Raw genomic sequence first — 17,019 nt, 5'->3', positions numbered from 1 at the left:
AAAGATATGGACTTAGATAAAAATGATTCTTATATGAAAAATCAGAATACTTGTCTTATTTTTGCTCATCGTGGCTCCAAATGTAACCGACCTGAGAATACTTTAGCCGCCTTCCAAGAAGCTCTTCGTGTCAAATCAGACGGTATTGAACTCGATGTCCATCTGTCTAAGGATAATCAATTGGTCGTCATTCATGACGAAAAAGTCAATCGGACAACCTCTGGAAAAGGACGTGTCCGTGACTTAAGACTGGCAGAACTTAAACAATTAGATGCTGGCTCTTGGTTTGATAGCCGTTTCAGGGGAGAACGTATTCCTACATTAAAGGAAGTTATAAATCTGCTGACAAAAGAGAACTTTACAGGCTTCTTAAACATTGAGTTAAAGACCGACATTGTTGACTACCCAGATATCGAAGAAAAAGTATTAGAGTTGGTTGCTCAACAAACTCTTCCATTTACAATCATCTATTCTTCTTTTAATGTCAATACACTTCGGCGGCTTCAGGCTCTCGGTGTAAAAGATGAAATAGCCTACCTTGCAGGTAAAAAATTACAGAAGGTAAGCCTAAATAAAGTAGAGAACTTTATGTCTAGTCTTCATTTGAAAAAAAAGTATGTTTTAAAGTACCCCGAACTTCTAGCTTCTGATTATCGGCCAATCCGGCTCTGGGGGATTGATTCGGAAACGGACATGCGCTATGCCTTTCAGCATAATATAGCTGGAATTTTTACAGATTTTCCTGAAAAAGCACGACAAATCAGACAACATTTATAAAAATTATTGAACTCATAAAAAAACATGCCAATGCATGTTTTTTTACATCCATAACTTCACAAATTTTTCAAAGAAATAGCATAATATTCAATTATGATAGCGGAGTCATTTTTCTTTACTTTCTATTTCACAAGGGATATAATGAAACTATATGTGTTCAATGTCAAAGACATTTGACATATATTTTTAATGGAAGGAGAATCTATGCAATATATCAATTATCTCGGGCAGGATGCCTATACTAACATTGCGATGGATTCTTGGTTATTAAACAATCTGAAAGCAGACGAGCCTGTATTTTCCCTTTGGCAAAATAAGCGCGCTGTTATCGTTGGACGTAACCAAAATACTTTTGCTGAGATAAACCAAGATTATATTGATCAACATGATGTACAAGTTGTACGTCGCGTATCTGGTGGTGGTGCTGTCTATCATGATGAGGGAAATATTTGTTTTACATTTTTTGTTCCCGTAGCCAGTTCAGCCCAGGTCAACTTTCATCAATTCGTGAAACCCATGTATGATGCACTTCGCTCCCTTGGTATTGAAGCCGAAATTACTGGAAGAAATGATTTAGAAATTTCGGGGAAAAAAGTTTCAGGGAACGCTCAACGTTACGCTGGTGGTTACCTTATGCACCACGGCACTTTACTTTGGGATACTGATGTGGAGGCGATGATCCGCTCACTGAATGTCTCTGACGAAAAGTTTGTCTCTAAGGCTGCTAAATCTGTTCGCGCACGTGTCGGGAACATTAAAGACTTTGCCCCTGACTTAAACTTAGATACTTTTATCGATGCCCTCAAATACTATTTGACGGACCAAGGTAAAGATGGTGAATATATTCTGAGCGATGAACAGCTGGCTGGTATAAAGGCTGCACGTGATGAACAATTTTCAACTTGGGATTGGAATTATGGTGAAAGCCCTAAATTCAGTTTCAATAACCATGCCAAATTTACTGGTGGATCAATTGATATCCAAGTTGACGTTGATAATGGTTTGATTACTGATATTAATTTCTTGGGGGATTTCCTTGGTGTCCGTGACTGGCGTGATATCAAACAAGATTTTATCGGTCTTCCGTTTAATCCAGATGCTGTCTATGATGTTTTAGAGAAAAACAAAGCAGGTCAGTATTTTGGAACAATTGAAAACAAAGAACTTTCACAGCTTTTTAGAGCTGATGAATTAGTTTAAAAACAAGAATGAAGAAGAAAGTGAGATATTTATGTCAAACAGCACAAAAATCCTCGATTTCAAAGAACAATTAGAATTACAAGATAGCGCATTTCCAACGCTTCAAATCTTAGACGAAAATGGAAAAATCGTTGACGAAGAAGGCCTTAAACGTGCCGATCTTTCAGATCAAGATTTAGTAGAACTCTTTAAAAACATGCTTCTTAGTCGTCAAATTGACATCCGTTGCATGAAGCTTGCTAAGCAAGGACGTATGGGATTCTTTGGACCAACTGCAGGTCAAGAAGCTTCTCAAATGGCTTCTGCCTTTGCATTCACTGATGAAGACTGGCTTTTCCCAGGTTATCGTGACTTGCCACAAATTTACGCAAAAGGTTGGCCAATTTGGAAGGGGCTCCTCTGGTCTCGTGGTCACCAACTCGGTAACGAATATACAACAGACGAAGGTGCGGAAGTAAAATCTTGGTTCCCACAAATCATCATTGGTGCTCAATATGTTGAAGCTGCTGGTGTTGCTTTGGGCCTTAAAAAACGTAAAAAAGATGCAGTTGCCTTTGTTTACACAGGTGATGGTGGTTCTTCTCAAGGTGATACTTATGAAGGTATCAACTTTGCTTCTGCTTACAAAGCTCCTCTTGTTGCTTTTATCCAAAATAATGGTTATGCAATCTCAACACCACGTGAACTCCAAACAGCAGCACCTCACTTGGCTGCTAAAGGTTGGGCAGCTGGTGCACCATCTATCGTTGTAGACGGTAATGATGCAATCGCTATGTATTTGGCAGCTAAAGAAGCTCGTGCTTGGGCTGTTGCTGGTAATGGGCCGGTAGTTATTGAAGCTCTTACTAACCGTTTAGAGCCACATTCAACAGCTGGTGATGATCCACTTCGTTACCGTAGCCAAGAAGGACTTGATGCTTGGTGGGCAAAAGAGCCATTGCTCCGTATGCGTACTTACTTGACTGAAAAAGGTATCTGGGATGATGCTCAAGAAGAAGCTTACATCGCAGAACTTGATGCTCGTATCGATGCAGACATCAAGAAAGCAAATAATGTTGAAAAACAAAAAATCTCAAGCTTCTTGAAAAACACACTTGAAGTACCTAGCCAAGTGATGGCAGAACAAATTGCAAAATTTGAAAGTGAGGGCAAGTAAACATGGCAGTAAAAACTTATATTGCAGCAATCACAGAAGCGCTTGACTTGGCGCTTGAACGTGACGAAAACACATTGATCTTCGGTGAAGACGTTGGACAAAATGGTGGGGTATTCCGTGCAACCGACGGACTCCAAGCCAAACACGGAGAAGATCGCGTCTTCAACACACCTTTAGCTGAATCTGGTATTGGTGGTTTAGCAATTGGTCTTTCAACTCAAGGCTTCCGCCCTGTTATGGAAATCCAATTTGGCACATTTGTGTATGAAGTTTTTGATTCAATTGCTGGACAAATGTCTCGTACACGTTACCGTTTTAATAACACACGTCATAACCCAATTGTTATCCGTACACCTTATGGTATCGGTACAAAAACACCTGAAATGCATGCCGATTCTATTGAAGGGCTCTTTGCTCAAATTCCTGGTCTTCGTGTTGTTATGCCTTCAAATCCGGCTGATGCTAAAGGTCTCCTTTTGGCAGCCATTGAAAATAATGATCCTGTAATGTACCTTGAAAACTTACACCTTTATCGTTCTGTTAAGGGTGAAGTTCCAGAAGGTTATTACACAACACCTTTAGACCAAGCAGTGGTTGCTAAAGAAGGTTCAGACGTTTCAATTATCGCTTATGGTGGTACAGTTCCTTTGGCTATCAAGGCTGCTGAACAACTCGAAAAAGAAGGTGTTAGCGCTGAAGTTCTTGATTTGCGTACTGTTTCACCACTTGACATCAAATCAATCGGTGAAACAGTTGAAAAAACTGGACGTGTTGTTGTCGTTCAAGAAGCTCAACGTACAGCTGGTATTGCTGCTAACGTTATGGCGGAAATTTCAGAACGTTTCGTTCTGTCACTTAAAGCACCTATCGGCCGTGTAGCGGGGCCAGATTCTATCTTCCCATTTGCTCAAGCCGAAAATGACTGGGCAATTAAAGCTGACGATATTGTGAAAAAAGTGAAAGAGGTAGTAGATTATGACTGAAATTTTTAAAATGCCTGATATCGGCGAAGGCATGCACGAAGGCGATATCGCCAACTGGCTTGTAAAAGTCGGAGATGTCGTTAAAGAAGACGATCCAGTAGCCGAAGTACAAAATGACAAATTGATGCAAGAAATTTTGTCTCCTTACTCTGGTACTGTAACAAAACTTTTCGTTGAAGCTGGAACAACTGTTGAAGTTGGCGCTCCACTTATCGAATATGATGGAGATGGCTCAGGTGAAGCTGGTACTACTGAAGCATCTCCCGCTGCTGCTTCTGAAGCTCCTTCAGGTGATGCTCAAATCTTCACTATGCCTGATATCGGTGAAGGTATGCACGAAGGCGATATCGCCAACTGGCTTGTAAAAGTCGGAGACGACGTCAAAGAAGATGATCCTGTTGCTGAAGTACAAAACGACAAATTGATGCAAGAGATCTTGTCTCCTTACTCTGGTAAAGTTACAAAACTCTTTGTTGAGGCTGGAACAACTGTTGAAGTCGGCGCTCCACTTATCGAATACAATGGTAATGGTTCTACAGCTGCCGCTACTCCAGCTCCTAAAGCTGCTCCAACAACAACTGCCGATACAGCACCTTCTGCTCCTAAAACTGAAGGTGGTGCTACAACACGTACTACTGCAGACGGTCGCGTTCTTGCGATGCCATCTGTACGTCACTATGCGCGTGAACACGGTATTGATTTGACTCAAGTTCAATCTACAGGTCGTCATGGACACACAACCTTGGCAGATGTCAAAGCCTTTGCTTCTGGCGCAGCTGCTCCTAAAGCCGCTGCTCCTGCGGAAGCTAAGCCAGCTCCTAAGGCTGATGCAGCTAAACCTGCTGTTCCTAAACCAGCTCCAGCTCCTGTACAAGCAGCTGAAGGTGATCGTCGTGAGCCAATGACGCCAACACGTAAAGCCATCTCAAACGCGATGAGCACACAAAATGCAAATATTCCAGCGGTTACTAACTTTGACCAAGTGGAAGTTTCTAAACTTGTTGCTCACCGTAAAGAATACAAAGAAATTGCGGCTAAACAAGATGTTAAACTTACTTACCTTGCTTACGTGACTAAAGCCTTGGCTGCTACAGCTAAGAAATTCCCAGAAATTAACGCATCTATCGACGGTACGGATATTGTTTACCATAATGATGTAAACATTGGTATCGCCGTAAATGCGCCAAGCGGACTTTATGTACCTGTGATTAAAAATGCAGATAAGAAATCAATCTTTACTATTGCTAAAGAAATTTCTGAACTTGCTGAAGCTGTACGTACTGGTTCTATCAAACCAGACCAAATGCGCGGTTCAACAATCACAATTTCAAATATTGGTTCTGCCCGCGGCACTTGGTTTACACCAATCATCAATGGTTCTGACGTTATGATCCTTGGCCTTGGTTCAATCGTTAAAGAACCAATCGTTAACGCTGAAGGTGAATTAGCTGTTGGTCAAAACATGAAGCTTTCTGTAAGCTATGACCACCGTCTCATCGATGGTATGCTCGGACAAGGTTCATTGAACTATCTTAAGAGTCTTTTAGCTGATCCAGCTTACATGCTCATGGAAGTTTAAGAAGAAAAGAGGAAAGAATAATTATGGTTGTTGGTGCACAAGCCACTGAAGTAGATACAGTTGTCATCGGATCAGGCCCTGGCGGTTACGTTGCGGCGATTCGCGCGGCTGAACTTGGTAAAAAAGTTGTTGTTATCGAAAAAGATAACGTAGGTGGGGTCTGCCTTAATATTGGTTGTATCCCTTCAAAAGCCTTGATTAACGTGGGACACCACTATCAAGACGCTCTTAAACAAGAAGCAGGCAAAAGTCCCTTTGGACTTTCTAACGGTGAAGTAAATCTTGATTGGGCCGCTGCTCAATCATGGAAAGATGAAAAAGTTGTGAAGCAACTCACTGGCGGTATCGCAATGCTCCTGAAAAAGCATAAAATTGAGTTGATTAAAGGAACAGCTGAATTCATCGATAATGAAACAATTAACGTGGAGCAAGAAGACGGCTTCCAATTGTTGAACTTCCAAAATGCAATTATTGCTACAGGTTCACGTCCAATTGAAATCCCAAGTTTCCCTTACGGCGGACGCATTATTGATTCAACAGGTGCCCTTAATCTGAAGGAAATCCCTAAACATTTGATCATCGTTGGTGGTGGTGTTATCGGTTCTGAACTTGGTGGCGCCTACCGTATGTTAGGTTCTAAAATTACTATTGTTGAAGGATTAGATCACATCTTGAATGGTTTTGACAAAGAAATGTCAGACATCATTGCTAACCGTGTAAAAACTGCTGGTTCAGAAATCTTCACTTCTGCTATGGCAAAATCTGCGACTCAAACAGATACAGATGTTACTTTAACTTTCGAAGTAGATGGTAAAGAACAAACTGTTACGGGTGACTACTTACTCGTATCCGTAGGTCGTCGTCCAAATACTGACATGTTAGGTCTTAACAACACTGACGTTAAGCTTACAGATCGTGGCCTCATCGAAGTCGATGACTCATTCCAAACTTCTGTACCACACATCTATGCTATTGGTGACGTTGTTCCTGGACCAATGCTCGCACACAAAGCATCATTCCAAGCGAAGATTGCGGCGGCTGCCATTGCGGGCGGAGAAGATGCTGTGGACTTGCATATCGCTCTTCCTGCTGTTGCTTATACAACAACAGAGTTGGCTACTGTAGGTGAAACACCTGAATCTGTAAAAGATCGTATGGATCAAGTTAAAATCAGCAAATTCCCATTTGCAGCTAACGGACGTGCTATCTCAATGGACGATACGACAGGTTTCATTCGTTTAATTACAGAGAACAAAGAAGGAGCCGTTATTGGTGCTCAAATCGTTGGTCCTGGAGCTTCTGACTTGATTTCAGGTCTTGCTCTTGCGATCGAAAACGGTTTGACTTCAAAAGATATTTCCTTGACTATCCAGCCTCACCCAACACTTGGTGAAGCAATCATGGATACAGCTGAAATTGCTGATGGATTACCTATCCACGTTTAAAAGAATAAAAAAAGCATTCATCTGAATGCTTTTTTTATTCTTTCATTATGTCGGCCCAATCTTTCATTCCATCTAAAAACTTTTTAGATTTCAAATGAATACCGACATACTCGTCGTAGATACCATCAATAAATAAACGTATCTTTTCTTTCATCTCTCTTTTAACAGATATTTTCTCGAGTTGTTCTAAAGATATTTCCTGAAAGAGATTGACCAAATAAAGAACATTAGGATCCAGATGTAAGCGACGCATATCCTCATCAAAATGATTTTTGCAAAGGCAAGCGTTGAATTTATAGGAATAATCAAAAGGACCTTGCTTACTATGGCAAAAAGCACATTCCGTACAATTTAGAGCAACTCCAAAACGACTTAAAACTTGGATTTCAAAAATATTGGTAATGATTTCTTTATCAAAACCTTGATCCAACAAGTCCATACACTTAATCACGAAAGCATAAAGAGAAGAATCATATTGGTTATCCGGAATTGCTGCATCGGCTAGACTAATAATGTAAGAAGCATGAGCATTAAGAAAAATATCCTCACTGATACGCTTATAAGTTACGGCTTCACTTACATCATCAAGGAAGGAAAAACCTTCCTCATTGATTGTTCCCATCAAACTTGCAGCTGTAAAGTTTTGTAAACTGCTGGCATATTTAGAACGTGCAAAATTTTTAACAAAAAACATACGCTTGCCAAAAGACTCAGTAAAAATCTTGACCAACTTATCTTTTTCACGATAATTTTTAGTATACAGGACAAGCCCACGGGTTTCAACACTCTTCATTCTTATATTGTAAAGCCAGAGGTCTATCTTTGTCAAGAGACTTATCCTATTGCACCTACAGCTAAGGCTGTTACTCAGATAAGCAAGATAGTATTACTATTATTAAAATAGCTTCAACATCTTATATCATCTTAATTCGATATAAAAAACAGTCTCATCTTAAAGATGAGACTGTTTACTTTATAGTGCCCCCTGCAGGGCTCGAACCTGCGACCCATAGATTAAGAGTCTACTGCTCTACCAACTGAGCTAAGGAGGCTATTCACATGTAATAACTTACTTTATTAGTATAGCACTTTCAGTAAAAATTGCAAGAATTTTTGTATTTATTTCTCTCATCCTTCAAGGCTCCATATGAGCTCTTTTAGCGTCTTTTGCAGAACCTTAGTAAAAAGATATGTGAAACAAGTTAAGAAAGCTCACAATGGTGTTTTATAGCCTTTTGAGTTAATAACTAAAGATACTAAGAGAATGACTTTATTTGTAAAAAAAATTTATAAATACACAAAAAAAACACTGATTGAATGCCGTATGCTTACTCCAGTATTGAACCCGCCAAGAAGCCAGGTGGGTGTTCTCGCTTCAGATCAGCTGCTCTTACTTTATTCAGAGTCTTAACGCTATCGAATGTCTCTTGAACCCCTATGCAATACAAATATAGTCGGTCAAAAATTTGAGTAAACTCGCACATTCCAGTGCTTTTCTATATACATATACTAACATGTTCCGAGGTCTTTTTCAAGTAAAAGAGTTAGCGGTTTCATCAGTAGTATATAAAATAAAAAAAGACAACCCTTAGATTGTCTTGGGACTGCGGATGTCAGACTCGAACTGACGACATCATGATTAACAGTCATGCGCTACTACCAACTGAGCTAATCCGCAATACTTGGCATCTACCTTATCTCACAGGGGGCAACCCCCAACTACTTCCGGCGTTATAGGACTTAACTTCTGTGTTCGACATGGGAACAGGTGTATCTCCTATGCAATGAATACCAAATATGGGAACACGAGGATTTGAACCTCGGACCCCTGCGTTATCAACACAGTGCTCTAACCAACTGAGCTATGCTCCCTCATATTTGAAATGTTTTTCATACTTTTATAAAAAACAAAGCGGGTGATGAGAATCGAACTCACAACATCAGCTTGGAAGGCTGAGGTTTTACCACTAAACTACACCCGCAAATGGCGCGAGACGGAATCGAACCGCCGACACATGGAGCTTCAATCCATTGCTCTACCAACTGAGCTACCGAGCCAAAAATGTAATTCAACAATTAATTGCGGGAGCAGGATTTGAACCTACGACCTTCGGGTTATGAGCCCGACGAGCTACCTAGCTGCTCCATCCCGCGATAATAAAAAGGAGGATGTGGGATTCGAACCCACGCACGGTTTTACCCGCCTGACGGTTTTCAAGACCGTTCCCTTCAGCCGGACTTGGGTAATCCTCCAAAAATAGTCCGTACGGGATTCGAACCCGTGTTACCGCCGTGAAAAGGCGGTGTCTTAACCCCTTGACCAACGGACCATCTTATTATTGCGCTGTCCTCTCGAACAGTACTTTTCTATTATACACTAATTTAGAAATATGTCAAGAATAAACTGTAGTTTTTCCAAAATAATTTCTTTTTAATTCGTGTTTAGATAGAACTTGTTGAGTGACAACTATATTAGTATACCATATTTTTATTTTTTGTCAAAGAAAAACTCGAATATTTAGATTATAAATATTCGAGTTTAGAAAAAAACAGTCTTATTCGACTGTTTTATCTTCTTTATTTTCATTAGCTGCTTCTTCTTGAGCTTTATTTGCATCTTCAAGGACTTCCTCGAATGATTTTGCTTCTACAGGCTCATTTTCGTGTTCGATAACATCATCCGGCATTTTACCTGTCTTATAAAGAGACATGATTTGTTTAGCATCCAATGTTTCGTATTTAAGAAGGGCAAGCGCAATAGCTTTATGTTGTTCACGGTGAGCTTCGATAATCTCAACAGCTTTATCGTAAGCTTCTTTCGTAATTGCACGGATTTCTTCATCAATAGCTTGTGCTGTAGCTTCTGAGTAAGTTTTTGTTTGTCCGTAATCACGTCCAATAAATACAGCTTGACTGCCTTCGTAACTGATTGTGCCCAGTCTTTCTGACATACCGTATTGTGTCACCATACCACGAGCGATACGCGTAGCTTGTTCAAAGTCATTTGAAGCGCCTGTCGTGATAGCATTAAAGATAATTTGCTCAGCTGCACGGCCACCCATAAGACCTGCAAGGTTTTCTTGCATATCTTCTTTTGAAAGAAGGAATTGATCTTCCTTAGGAAGAGCAATCATATAACCACCGGCACGGCCACGTGGAACGATCGTAACTTTATGGACAGTATTAGCGTTTGAAAGGACCAAACCAACGATTGTGTGCCCTGCTTCATGGTAAGCCACCATTTCACGTTCACGTTCAGAGATTTTCTTGTCTTTCTTAGCTGGTCCTGCAATAACACGGTCTTGTGCTTCATCAATATCTGAAGCATCGATAACTTTTTTATCACGACGTGCGGCCACGAGAGCAGCTTCATTAAGGACATTTTCAAGATCGGCTCCAACAAAACCTGGGGTTTGTTGTGCAACAACTTTAAGGTCAACACTTGAATCAAGGGGTTTGTTTTTCGCATGCACACGAAGTACAGCTTCACGACCTTTAACATCAGGGGCGCCAACAAGTACTTTACGGTCAAAACGACCTGGACGTAGCAAGGCTGGATCGAGAACGTCTGAGCGGTTTGTCGCTGCGATAACAATAACAGAGTTATCATTGTCTTGGAAACCATCCATCTCAACCAAGAGTTGGTTAAGTGTTTGTTCACGTTCATCATTACCACCGCCAAGACCAGCGCCACGTTGACGACCGACAGCATCAATTTCATCAATAAAGATGATTGATGGTGCTGTCTTCTTCGCGTTTTCAAAAAGGTCACGTACACGGCTGGCACCGACACCGACAAACATTTCGACAAAATCAGAACCAGAAATAGAATAGAAAGGTACGCCAGCTTCACCGGCAACAGCTTTTGCAAGCAAAGTTTTACCTGTACCTGGAGGGCCCTCTAAAAGAACTCCCGCAGGGATACGTGCACCAAGATCATGGTATTTTTTAGGATTTTTGAGGAAATCAACAACTTCGACAAGTTCTTGTTTTTCTTCTTCTGATCCTGCAACGTCTGCAAAGCGAACTTTTGAAGTTTTAGCGTCTTGTTGCTTCGCTCGAGATTTACCAAAGCTCATTGGATTGCCGGCACCGCCGCCACCACGTGAGCCCATTCCGCCCATCATTAGCCAGAAGAAGCCGACCATGAGAAGCATTGGTAAGATGTATGAAAGAATTTGGATCCACATACCGCTTGTTGAAGCTGGAACGACACTCACTTGGATTCCTTTTTCTTCTGCTGCTGTTTGGACACCTTTAATCACACTATCTGTAGGGATAATAAGCGATTGGAAATTCGTTACTTTAGAATTGTTGCCTGGTAAAAATGGAAGGTTGTTATTACCTTCTACAGGTTTAGGATCCTTGTATTCGCCAGAAACTGTAAACAGACTATCACTAGGCTGCATTTTCAGGGATTTAATATTACCGTCTTTAATGTCACTCATCAATGTAGAGTAGCTGATTTTATCAACGTTAGATTGATTGCCACTAAAGAAAGCATTAATACCGAAAACGATGACGATTACAAGCAAGACCCAACCTAGAGTACTTTTAATAAAGCCTCCGTTTTTATTGTTGTTAGGATTTGGATTGTTCATATTTTCTTCTTTGCCTTTTATTTTTTTATCTCTTAGTTATAGCATACTTACGTATCTTTTGCTATTAGTAAGCCCTATCATGAGCATTTTTCATACTTTGGTATGAGTTTTTTTATTTGTTATAAACTTCTTCTTTTAATACACCGACATAAGGGAGGTTACGGTAGTGGTTATCGAAATCAAGTCCGAAACCGACAACGAATTCATTTGGAATTGTAAAGCCAGTATAATCTGCATCAATTTCCACAACACGTCCTTCTGGTTTATCCAAAAGTGTTACGATTTTAACGGTCGCCCCACGGTGTTCGAGAAGCTCTTTCAGATATTTCAAAGTACGGCCAGTATCGATGATATCTTCAACAATAATAATTTCTCGTCCAGTTACAGGAGTAGCCACGTCAAGAAGCAACTTTACTTCACCTGAAGACTCTGTTCCGCCATGATAGCTTGAAACGGTCATGAAATCCATTTCCAATTGGATATCCATGCGTTTAACTAATTCCGCAAGGAAGGGAACTGAGCCACGTAAAATGCCTAGAAGCAATGGATTTTTGTCTTTATATTCATCAGCAAGAATTTTTCCAAGTTCAATCGTTTTACTCTGGATTTCTTCTTCTGAAATGAGTACTTTTTTTATGTCTTTTTCAAGCATTATCAATATCCTCTCTTATAGTGGGTTTGACCCACAGCGTCCTTTTCATTTTATCATTTTTAAGGGCTTTACTCAAATCTGAAACAGTTAAATCAGTGATAGCATAGATATCTTTCTCAACTAAAATTAAAAGATTTTCGCGCTTTTCCAATGGAACATGTTGTTCAATAAAAAATTTCCGCAATTTTTTATGATGCCCATTTATCAAAATATAATCCCCTGGCTGACGCTTCCTTATTTCAATTTCACCTTCCATTGGAAGATCAACACGCATGAAACTTGCATCTTTGGGATCATCCTCCATTATTTCGATTTCTTTTTTAGGGAAAGGTTGATTCGGAACAATCATGAAATACTGGTCATTTTTCACAAAAAAATAGGCGTTAGATAATTCCGAACGGTATTGCTGCGGACGCTCAATAATCCATAAAAGTTCTGAAAATTTTGCTTTGGAAACCTGCAGGTCAGGGAATTTTTCTAGATATTCTTGAAGGATAAAATGTTGTAAAGCCCTCGATTGTCTGAGAAAAAGTTTGAGATTGATTTCGTCCTTGATAATTTCTAACTCTGCTATTTTATCTTTGATTACTGAAAAAGCCAAGGTAATTTCTTGCGACATACTTACAATTGCCTCAGAAAACTGTGGATTTTCCTGTGTAAGTGCTGGTATATATTGATTACGTACACGATTGCGCAAATAATCCGTTCCTGCATTTGTTACATCCTCAAAATATTCCTCCGCATCAAAATCTGCTTTACTAAAAGTGAGTAAAGGACGAATTAATTCACCGGTACCAAAGGCCTGACGTTCAGGAATTCCGGTCAAATGGCGTAAACGTCGTCCTGTAATTTCGCGCATGAGGACTGTTTCAACTTGGTCGCCTTTGTGATGCGCTGTGACCAAAGCAGTACAGTTTTTATCTGCCATAACTTGACGAAAAAACTCATAACGCATGTTTCTTCCTGCTTCTTCACTGAATTTCTCATCAGAATCGTAATGAGCAACTTCCAATTCAATCTGGAGATCCGCCATTTTTTGCTTCAGTTGTTCTTCTTCCCAATCTGCAACATCGCGTAAACCATAGTTTACATGTGCTGTAAACAGTTCAACCTCAAGTTCTTTGCGGTAAGTATAAAGCCAATTGAAAAGAGTCATTGAATCTTTCCCACCAGATAAGGCAACTAAAACGCGTCTGTGCTCTTTAAAGAATTCCTTTTGTTGAACCAGTTTTAGAAATCTATTCATTTGAGTACCTCATAGACATCCTTGGAAATTTGGGAAATGATCTTGTCACTACCACCTTTTGTTTCTATCACCAAGATATAAGGTTGATTTGTAAAGACAATAGCTGCATCATGATTGTAAGCATCAGCAGCACCAATTTTATGTGCAACACGAACATTTTTAGGTAAACCTGCCTGTATTTTTACATCGTCAAATTGTGTATCAAATAAAGCATTGAAGGAGTAACCTCCTTCATTATACAGAGCTTCGAGCACTCTTCCGGTCATTTCAGATGAGGCTTCTCGCTCAACCGGATCCCAAGCTTCCCCTGCGATTTTTGTAATCTCATTTCGAAAAGCTGGAGAGAATTGTCCCGTTTCATAGTAGGCTAAAAGATTGCTTCCCACATTATCCGAGTTTTTTGCTGTCCGCTCGATCACTTCTGATAAGGAATAGCCTTTATTATCAGCTATAACTGGTAGAGTTCCTGTTCCTCCAGCTTCAAATGAACCTTTAAATGTATTAATTGCAGTATTATATAGCAATTTGTCGCTTAAGGTTGCTTGACCTTCATTTAAGCGCTTTTGTGTCCAATACAATATCGGAAGCTTCGATAAACTCGCTGCATACATCTTTTGCTTTTGGTTGACACCTATTGTAAATGAGTTGTCCAGTTGTTTAACATAAATAGAATACTTTGAATCGTCATACTTTTGCTTCAACATCTCTTGAGCCTGAACCATCTTAGGGTCTTCAAACTTCAAGTTTTCCTTGCTAATCCATCCTGTTTGTCCCCCATTAAAGCTAACCTCATAATAAGTGCCCCAATGAGTTGTGGCAACTTGATTGGTAAGCAGTTTTTGACCACCTGAAAGTTTTGTGTAAACTTCCTTGTCATAAGTCGTAAACGGACTATAATAAACTTCAGCTGTCTTTGCTGTATAAACACTTATCTTTTGCTCTTCTTTCTTCAGTAAAACATCTGAACCTATCATTTTCGGATCTGCTTTGACAAAAGTATGATTGGCCAATTCAAACATATTTTCTTTTAAATTTATAATTTCAAGCTGTTTCTGCCTCGGAATTTCCCCGATTTTTTGTGTCATGGATGCATCTTTGTAGGCTATTACTTGAGTAAGCGTCACGGCACGAGAAGGTATGCTTGTATAGTAATTTTCCTTACTTTGTGTTAAGCTTTTTACTTTGGAATCAATGCTTACATTTTGATTCTTCTGCGGCAAGATAAAAAAGGCTGGCATGAGCATTATAATCATTACCAACCAAACAGCTATATTCATTTCATTCTTCAGTTTTTGCATTTTCTAAAACCTTATCAATCATATCGTATGCTTTACTTAAGTCTGCGGTTTTCCAGTGCATATTCTTAATCCACATTGGATTACCACCGTGCAGAAATTCATAAGTTCTTTGGCGTTGGCCAAAAGATTCGCCAGTAATATCCCAAGCTAAATTAAGCAGAAGTGCACGATCCTCTGCCTGAAGCAATGGACTAGTCATACTTGCTTTCAAAAGGTCAGCTATTTCGGAATTTTCAAATTCTCGAAAATCTGGCACGCCAACAATTGAGCCACTAGCAAATTCAGCAATGGCCCGAAGAGCTTCATCATAATACTTTGTTAAACTCGCACGAACGGCAAGTAAAACTTGCATATTTGGTTTTAAGACTTCATTTTCTATCTGCGCAGTATATTCACTCGCCAGAATACTGGATTTAATTATTTCCAAATTTACTGTTAAAGTTCCTAAAATCTCTTGCACACGCAAAAACTCAGTCAAGCCTAATTTTTCTGCTAAGCGTACAGCTAAGCCTGTTACAAATTCTAACTTCACATAGCCGCGAACTTCATCTTGATGTGCCGTATGTACAAAAAAACCTGAACCTTCAAAGAATGCATTCGACAAGGCAACATCACCACAAACAAAAAGACGTTCGTTTGGGATAAAGACATCATCAAAAATGATAAACGCATCCATCTCGTCAAAAGATCCCGAAAGGGGATAATCTTTGAGAGAAAATTCCTCTCGCATTGTGGATTTACGACAGACAATCTTCATACCTTCAGTAGCTAAGGGAACAGAAAAAGCCAGAGCAAACTTTTTATCTTCAGCTGAGAGCCCCGGCAAGTTAAAGACCATTAATTCATCAGCTAAAGGCGCCAAAGTATTAACCTGTTTGGCACCCCGAACAAGCACACCATCTGGACGCTCTTCTTTGATCCAAACTGCTGCAAATTCTTGCCCTTCTTCAAGCAAGGTATTCAAATTTTTCGAACGATCCACTTGAGGATTCTGAATTGCATGGGAAACGAATAAGTCTTTCTCCTTAACACCTTCTCCCCATTTTTTAGCATTTAGTGCATAATTCGTGCGTTGATCTGCTCCTAGAATATCAGCATAATAATCAAGAACAGCAATGCCCGTATCAATAAAATCAGGTGTACGTCCTAGCATCCCAAAGCTTTCACGCGCCACATCCTCATAAATCTTACGTTTTTTGGCCAAATCCTCAATACTTTTAGGTGGAAGAAACATTGTAGGACGCTGAATACCCTTTTCATCATACATATGCCCTGCTTTTTCGTTTTGCAACTCGTAATAACGTTGAATATATTTTAAAGTCCGTGCAAAAACTGGTTCTGCTGTAAAATCTTCAATGCGTTTTCCTTGATAATATACAGCACGTCCGTCATTCAAGTTTCCATCTTTTGTCGTCATAATCTTTTAAGGTTCCCGTTTTTTGTGCTTAAATCTCTCAGCCGATCTTCAGTTTCTTCCAAAAAACTCCCAAAAGTTTCTTTAAAATCTTTTTCGATAAAAGATAGTTCTATTTTTCCATCTTCACGTTCCTTCAAAACTTCCACTTCAATAAGATCGCCTGCTTTAAATTTTATCTGTCTTTTAGGTATATTCGACCACCGTAAAAGACCTGTTTTTGAATCAGAAAAAAGGACAAAAAGTCCAAATTTACTGATTGATTTTATTTTTCCAATCACGGCTCTATCCCACCATTGACAAGTTCTGGAATGCTAAAAACTTTCTCATTTGCTTGGGAATCATCTAATTTAGCACGCGCATATTTTGCTAAAAAGGTTGGATCTTTGAGTTTACTGATATCTGAACTTTTAAGGGCTAAATCGTGGTCCAATGCTGCATTTTTCTGTGCAGCTTGAGCCTCCATTGCAATTTGTTTTTGCAAATTTTGATAAGACTGTACCACACTGATAGTTGCTAAGCTAAAAAGCAACATTGCTCCAATCAAAATAATACCTAGATGTTTCCGTCGAGGTAGAGGTTGGGAGTTTCTTTCTGTTTGTTTAGCATTCGTATAATCATTTTTCAAATGAATAATTTGTTTGTCCATTTTTCCTCCGAAAAATTTA

The 17,019-nt window shown here is 39.6% G+C and carries 14 protein-coding genes, 8 tRNA genes and 1 rRNA gene; 6 read left to right on the top strand and 17 right to left on the bottom strand.

Annotated features, from left to right (window positions below):
* Positions 1-6 precede the first annotated feature (6 nt).
* The 6 genes from J0J33_RS02510 (at position 7) to lpdA (ending at position 7,140) form a co-directional block, all read left to right on the top strand.
* Entirely contained in the window at positions 7-777 is a 771-nt protein-coding gene (locus tag J0J33_RS02510; protein WP_173816961.1) for a glycerophosphodiester phosphodiesterase, read from the top strand.
* A gap of 204 nt (positions 778-981) precedes the next feature.
* Positions 982-1,977 (top strand): lipoate--protein ligase, encoded by a 996-nt coding sequence (locus J0J33_RS02505; protein ID WP_019293669.1) that lies wholly within the window; start codon positions 982-984, stop codon positions 1,975-1,977.
* Between the two features lie 31 nt (positions 1,978-2,008).
* On the top strand, positions 2,009-3,133 hold the full coding sequence (locus tag J0J33_RS02500) for a thiamine pyrophosphate-dependent dehydrogenase E1 component subunit alpha (protein ID WP_003133590.1): 1,125 nt from the start codon (positions 2,009-2,011) through the stop codon (positions 3,131-3,133).
* A 2-nt stretch (positions 3,134-3,135) separates the two neighbouring features.
* Entirely contained in the window at positions 3,136-4,116 is a 981-nt protein-coding gene (locus J0J33_RS02495; protein WP_003133589.1) for an alpha-ketoacid dehydrogenase subunit beta, read from the top strand.
* Entirely contained in the window at positions 4,109-5,695 is a 1,587-nt protein-coding gene (locus J0J33_RS02490; protein ID WP_019293668.1) for a 2-oxo acid dehydrogenase subunit E2, read from the top strand. Before J0J33_RS02495 ends, J0J33_RS02490 begins: the two co-directional genes overlap by 8 nt.
* Positions 5,696-5,718: 23 nt before the next feature.
* The gene (gene lpdA / locus J0J33_RS02485) at positions 5,719-7,140 is read left to right on the top strand and encodes a dihydrolipoyl dehydrogenase (RefSeq protein WP_019292153.1); all 1,422 of its coding nucleotides are present in this window, start codon (positions 5,719-5,721) and stop codon (positions 7,138-7,140) included.
* A 34-nt stretch (positions 7,141-7,174) separates the two neighbouring features.
* On the opposite strand, the gene recO is transcribed toward lpdA, so the two are convergent.
* From recO to J0J33_RS02400, 17 genes are all read right to left on the bottom strand, one after another.
* Positions 7,175-7,933, bottom strand: coding sequence for a DNA repair protein RecO (recO, locus tag J0J33_RS02480; protein WP_173816963.1), 759 nt, complete (start codon positions 7,931-7,933; stop codon positions 7,175-7,177).
* 186 nt (positions 7,934-8,119) lie between these two features.
* Positions 8,120-8,192 (bottom strand) — tRNA-Lys (locus J0J33_RS02475).
* Positions 8,193-8,744: 552 nt separating this feature from the next.
* Positions 8,745-8,818 (bottom strand) — tRNA-Asn (locus J0J33_RS02470).
* 2 nt (positions 8,819-8,820) lie between these two features.
* Positions 8,821-8,936 (bottom strand): 5S ribosomal RNA (gene rrf / locus J0J33_RS02465).
* Positions 8,937-8,938: 2 nt separating this feature from the next.
* Positions 8,939-9,012 (bottom strand) — tRNA-Ile (locus tag J0J33_RS02460).
* Between the two features lie 39 nt (positions 9,013-9,051).
* Positions 9,052-9,122: transfer RNA gene (locus J0J33_RS02455), tRNA-Gly, on the bottom strand.
* A gap of 3 nt (positions 9,123-9,125) precedes the next feature.
* Positions 9,126-9,198 (bottom strand) — tRNA-Phe (locus tag J0J33_RS02450).
* Positions 9,199-9,220: 22 nt separating this feature from the next.
* Positions 9,221-9,294: transfer RNA gene (locus tag J0J33_RS02445), tRNA-Met, on the bottom strand.
* Positions 9,295-9,303: 9 nt separating this feature from the next.
* Positions 9,304-9,393 (bottom strand) — tRNA-Ser (locus J0J33_RS02440).
* Between the two features lie 5 nt (positions 9,394-9,398).
* Positions 9,399-9,470 (bottom strand) — tRNA-Glu (locus tag J0J33_RS02435).
* Positions 9,471-9,695: 225 nt separating this feature from the next.
* Complete coding sequence (ftsH, locus tag J0J33_RS02430) at positions 9,696-11,741, bottom strand: ATP-dependent zinc metalloprotease FtsH (protein WP_003133580.1); 2,046 nt, start codon at positions 11,739-11,741, stop codon at positions 9,696-9,698.
* A gap of 112 nt (positions 11,742-11,853) precedes the next feature.
* Entirely contained in the window at positions 11,854-12,393 is a 540-nt protein-coding gene (gene hpt, locus J0J33_RS02425; protein WP_003133579.1) for a hypoxanthine phosphoribosyltransferase, read from the bottom strand.
* Positions 12,386-13,639, bottom strand: coding sequence for a tRNA lysidine(34) synthetase TilS (gene tilS, locus J0J33_RS02420; protein ID WP_173816965.1), 1,254 nt, complete (start codon positions 13,637-13,639; stop codon positions 12,386-12,388). Before tilS ends, hpt begins: the two co-directional genes overlap by 8 nt.
* The gene (locus J0J33_RS02415; protein WP_206888129.1) at positions 13,636-14,937 is read right to left on the bottom strand and encodes a serine hydrolase; all 1,302 of its coding nucleotides are present in this window, start codon (positions 14,935-14,937) and stop codon (positions 13,636-13,638) included. The genes tilS and J0J33_RS02415 overlap by 4 nt, the downstream gene beginning before the upstream one ends.
* Entirely contained in the window at positions 14,918-16,354 is a 1,437-nt protein-coding gene (locus J0J33_RS02410) for a 4-hydroxyphenylacetate 3-hydroxylase N-terminal domain-containing protein (protein ID WP_019292434.1), read from the bottom strand. The genes J0J33_RS02415 and J0J33_RS02410 overlap by 20 nt, the downstream gene beginning before the upstream one ends.
* Positions 16,351-16,632 carry a S1 RNA-binding domain-containing protein gene (locus tag J0J33_RS02405; RefSeq protein WP_019292435.1) on the bottom strand — a complete coding sequence of 94 codons (282 nt, stop codon included), beginning with the start codon at positions 16,630-16,632 and terminating at the stop codon, positions 16,351-16,353. The genes J0J33_RS02410 and J0J33_RS02405 overlap by 4 nt, the downstream gene beginning before the upstream one ends.
* Entirely contained in the window at positions 16,629-17,000 is a 372-nt protein-coding gene (locus J0J33_RS02400; protein ID WP_019292436.1) for a septum formation initiator family protein, read from the bottom strand. The genes J0J33_RS02405 and J0J33_RS02400 overlap by 4 nt, the downstream gene beginning before the upstream one ends.
* Positions 17,001-17,019 lie beyond the last annotated feature (19 nt).

The sequence above is a fragment of the Lactococcus sp. LG1267 genome, assembly GCF_017309545.1.
In the GTDB taxonomy this organism is placed as follows: Bacteria; Bacillota; Bacilli; order Lactobacillales; family Streptococcaceae; genus Lactococcus; species Lactococcus petauri.
This window is presented reverse-complemented; position numbering and strand designations above follow the sequence as displayed.

Bases quoted from the DNA above. Each gene is read 5' to 3' on its own strand.
- J0J33_RS02410 (WP_019292434.1), bottom strand. From the start codon at position 16,354: ATGACGACAAAAGATGGAAACTTGAATGACGGACGTGCTGTATATTAT.
- hpt (WP_003133579.1), bottom strand. From the start codon at position 12,393: ATGCTTGAAAAAGACATAAAAAAAGTACTCATTTCAGAAGAAGAAATC.
- J0J33_RS02400 (WP_019292436.1), bottom strand. From the start codon at position 17,000: ATGGACAAACAAATTATTCATTTGAAAAATGATTATACGAATGCTAAA.
- recO (WP_173816963.1), bottom strand. From the start codon at position 7,933: ATGAAGAGTGTTGAAACCCGTGGGCTTGTCCTGTATACTAAAAATTAT.
- J0J33_RS02510 (WP_173816961.1), top strand. From the start codon at position 7: ATGGACTTAGATAAAAATGATTCTTATATGAAAAATCAGAATACTTGT.
- J0J33_RS02500 (WP_003133590.1), top strand. From the start codon at position 2,009: ATGTCAAACAGCACAAAAATCCTCGATTTCAAAGAACAATTAGAATTA.
- lpdA (WP_019292153.1), top strand. From the start codon at position 5,719: ATGGTTGTTGGTGCACAAGCCACTGAAGTAGATACAGTTGTCATCGGA.
- J0J33_RS02495 (WP_003133589.1), top strand. From the start codon at position 3,136: ATGGCAGTAAAAACTTATATTGCAGCAATCACAGAAGCGCTTGACTTG.
- J0J33_RS02490 (WP_019293668.1), top strand. From the start codon at position 4,109: ATGACTGAAATTTTTAAAATGCCTGATATCGGCGAAGGCATGCACGAA.
- J0J33_RS02505 (WP_019293669.1), top strand. From the start codon at position 982: ATGCAATATATCAATTATCTCGGGCAGGATGCCTATACTAACATTGCG.
- J0J33_RS02415 (WP_206888129.1), bottom strand. From the start codon at position 14,937: ATGCAAAAACTGAAGAATGAAATGAATATAGCTGTTTGGTTGGTAATG.
- ftsH (WP_003133580.1), bottom strand. From the start codon at position 11,741: ATGAACAATCCAAATCCTAACAACAATAAAAACGGAGGCTTTATTAAA.
- tilS (WP_173816965.1), bottom strand. From the start codon at position 13,639: ATGAATAGATTTCTAAAACTGGTTCAACAAAAGGAATTCTTTAAAGAG.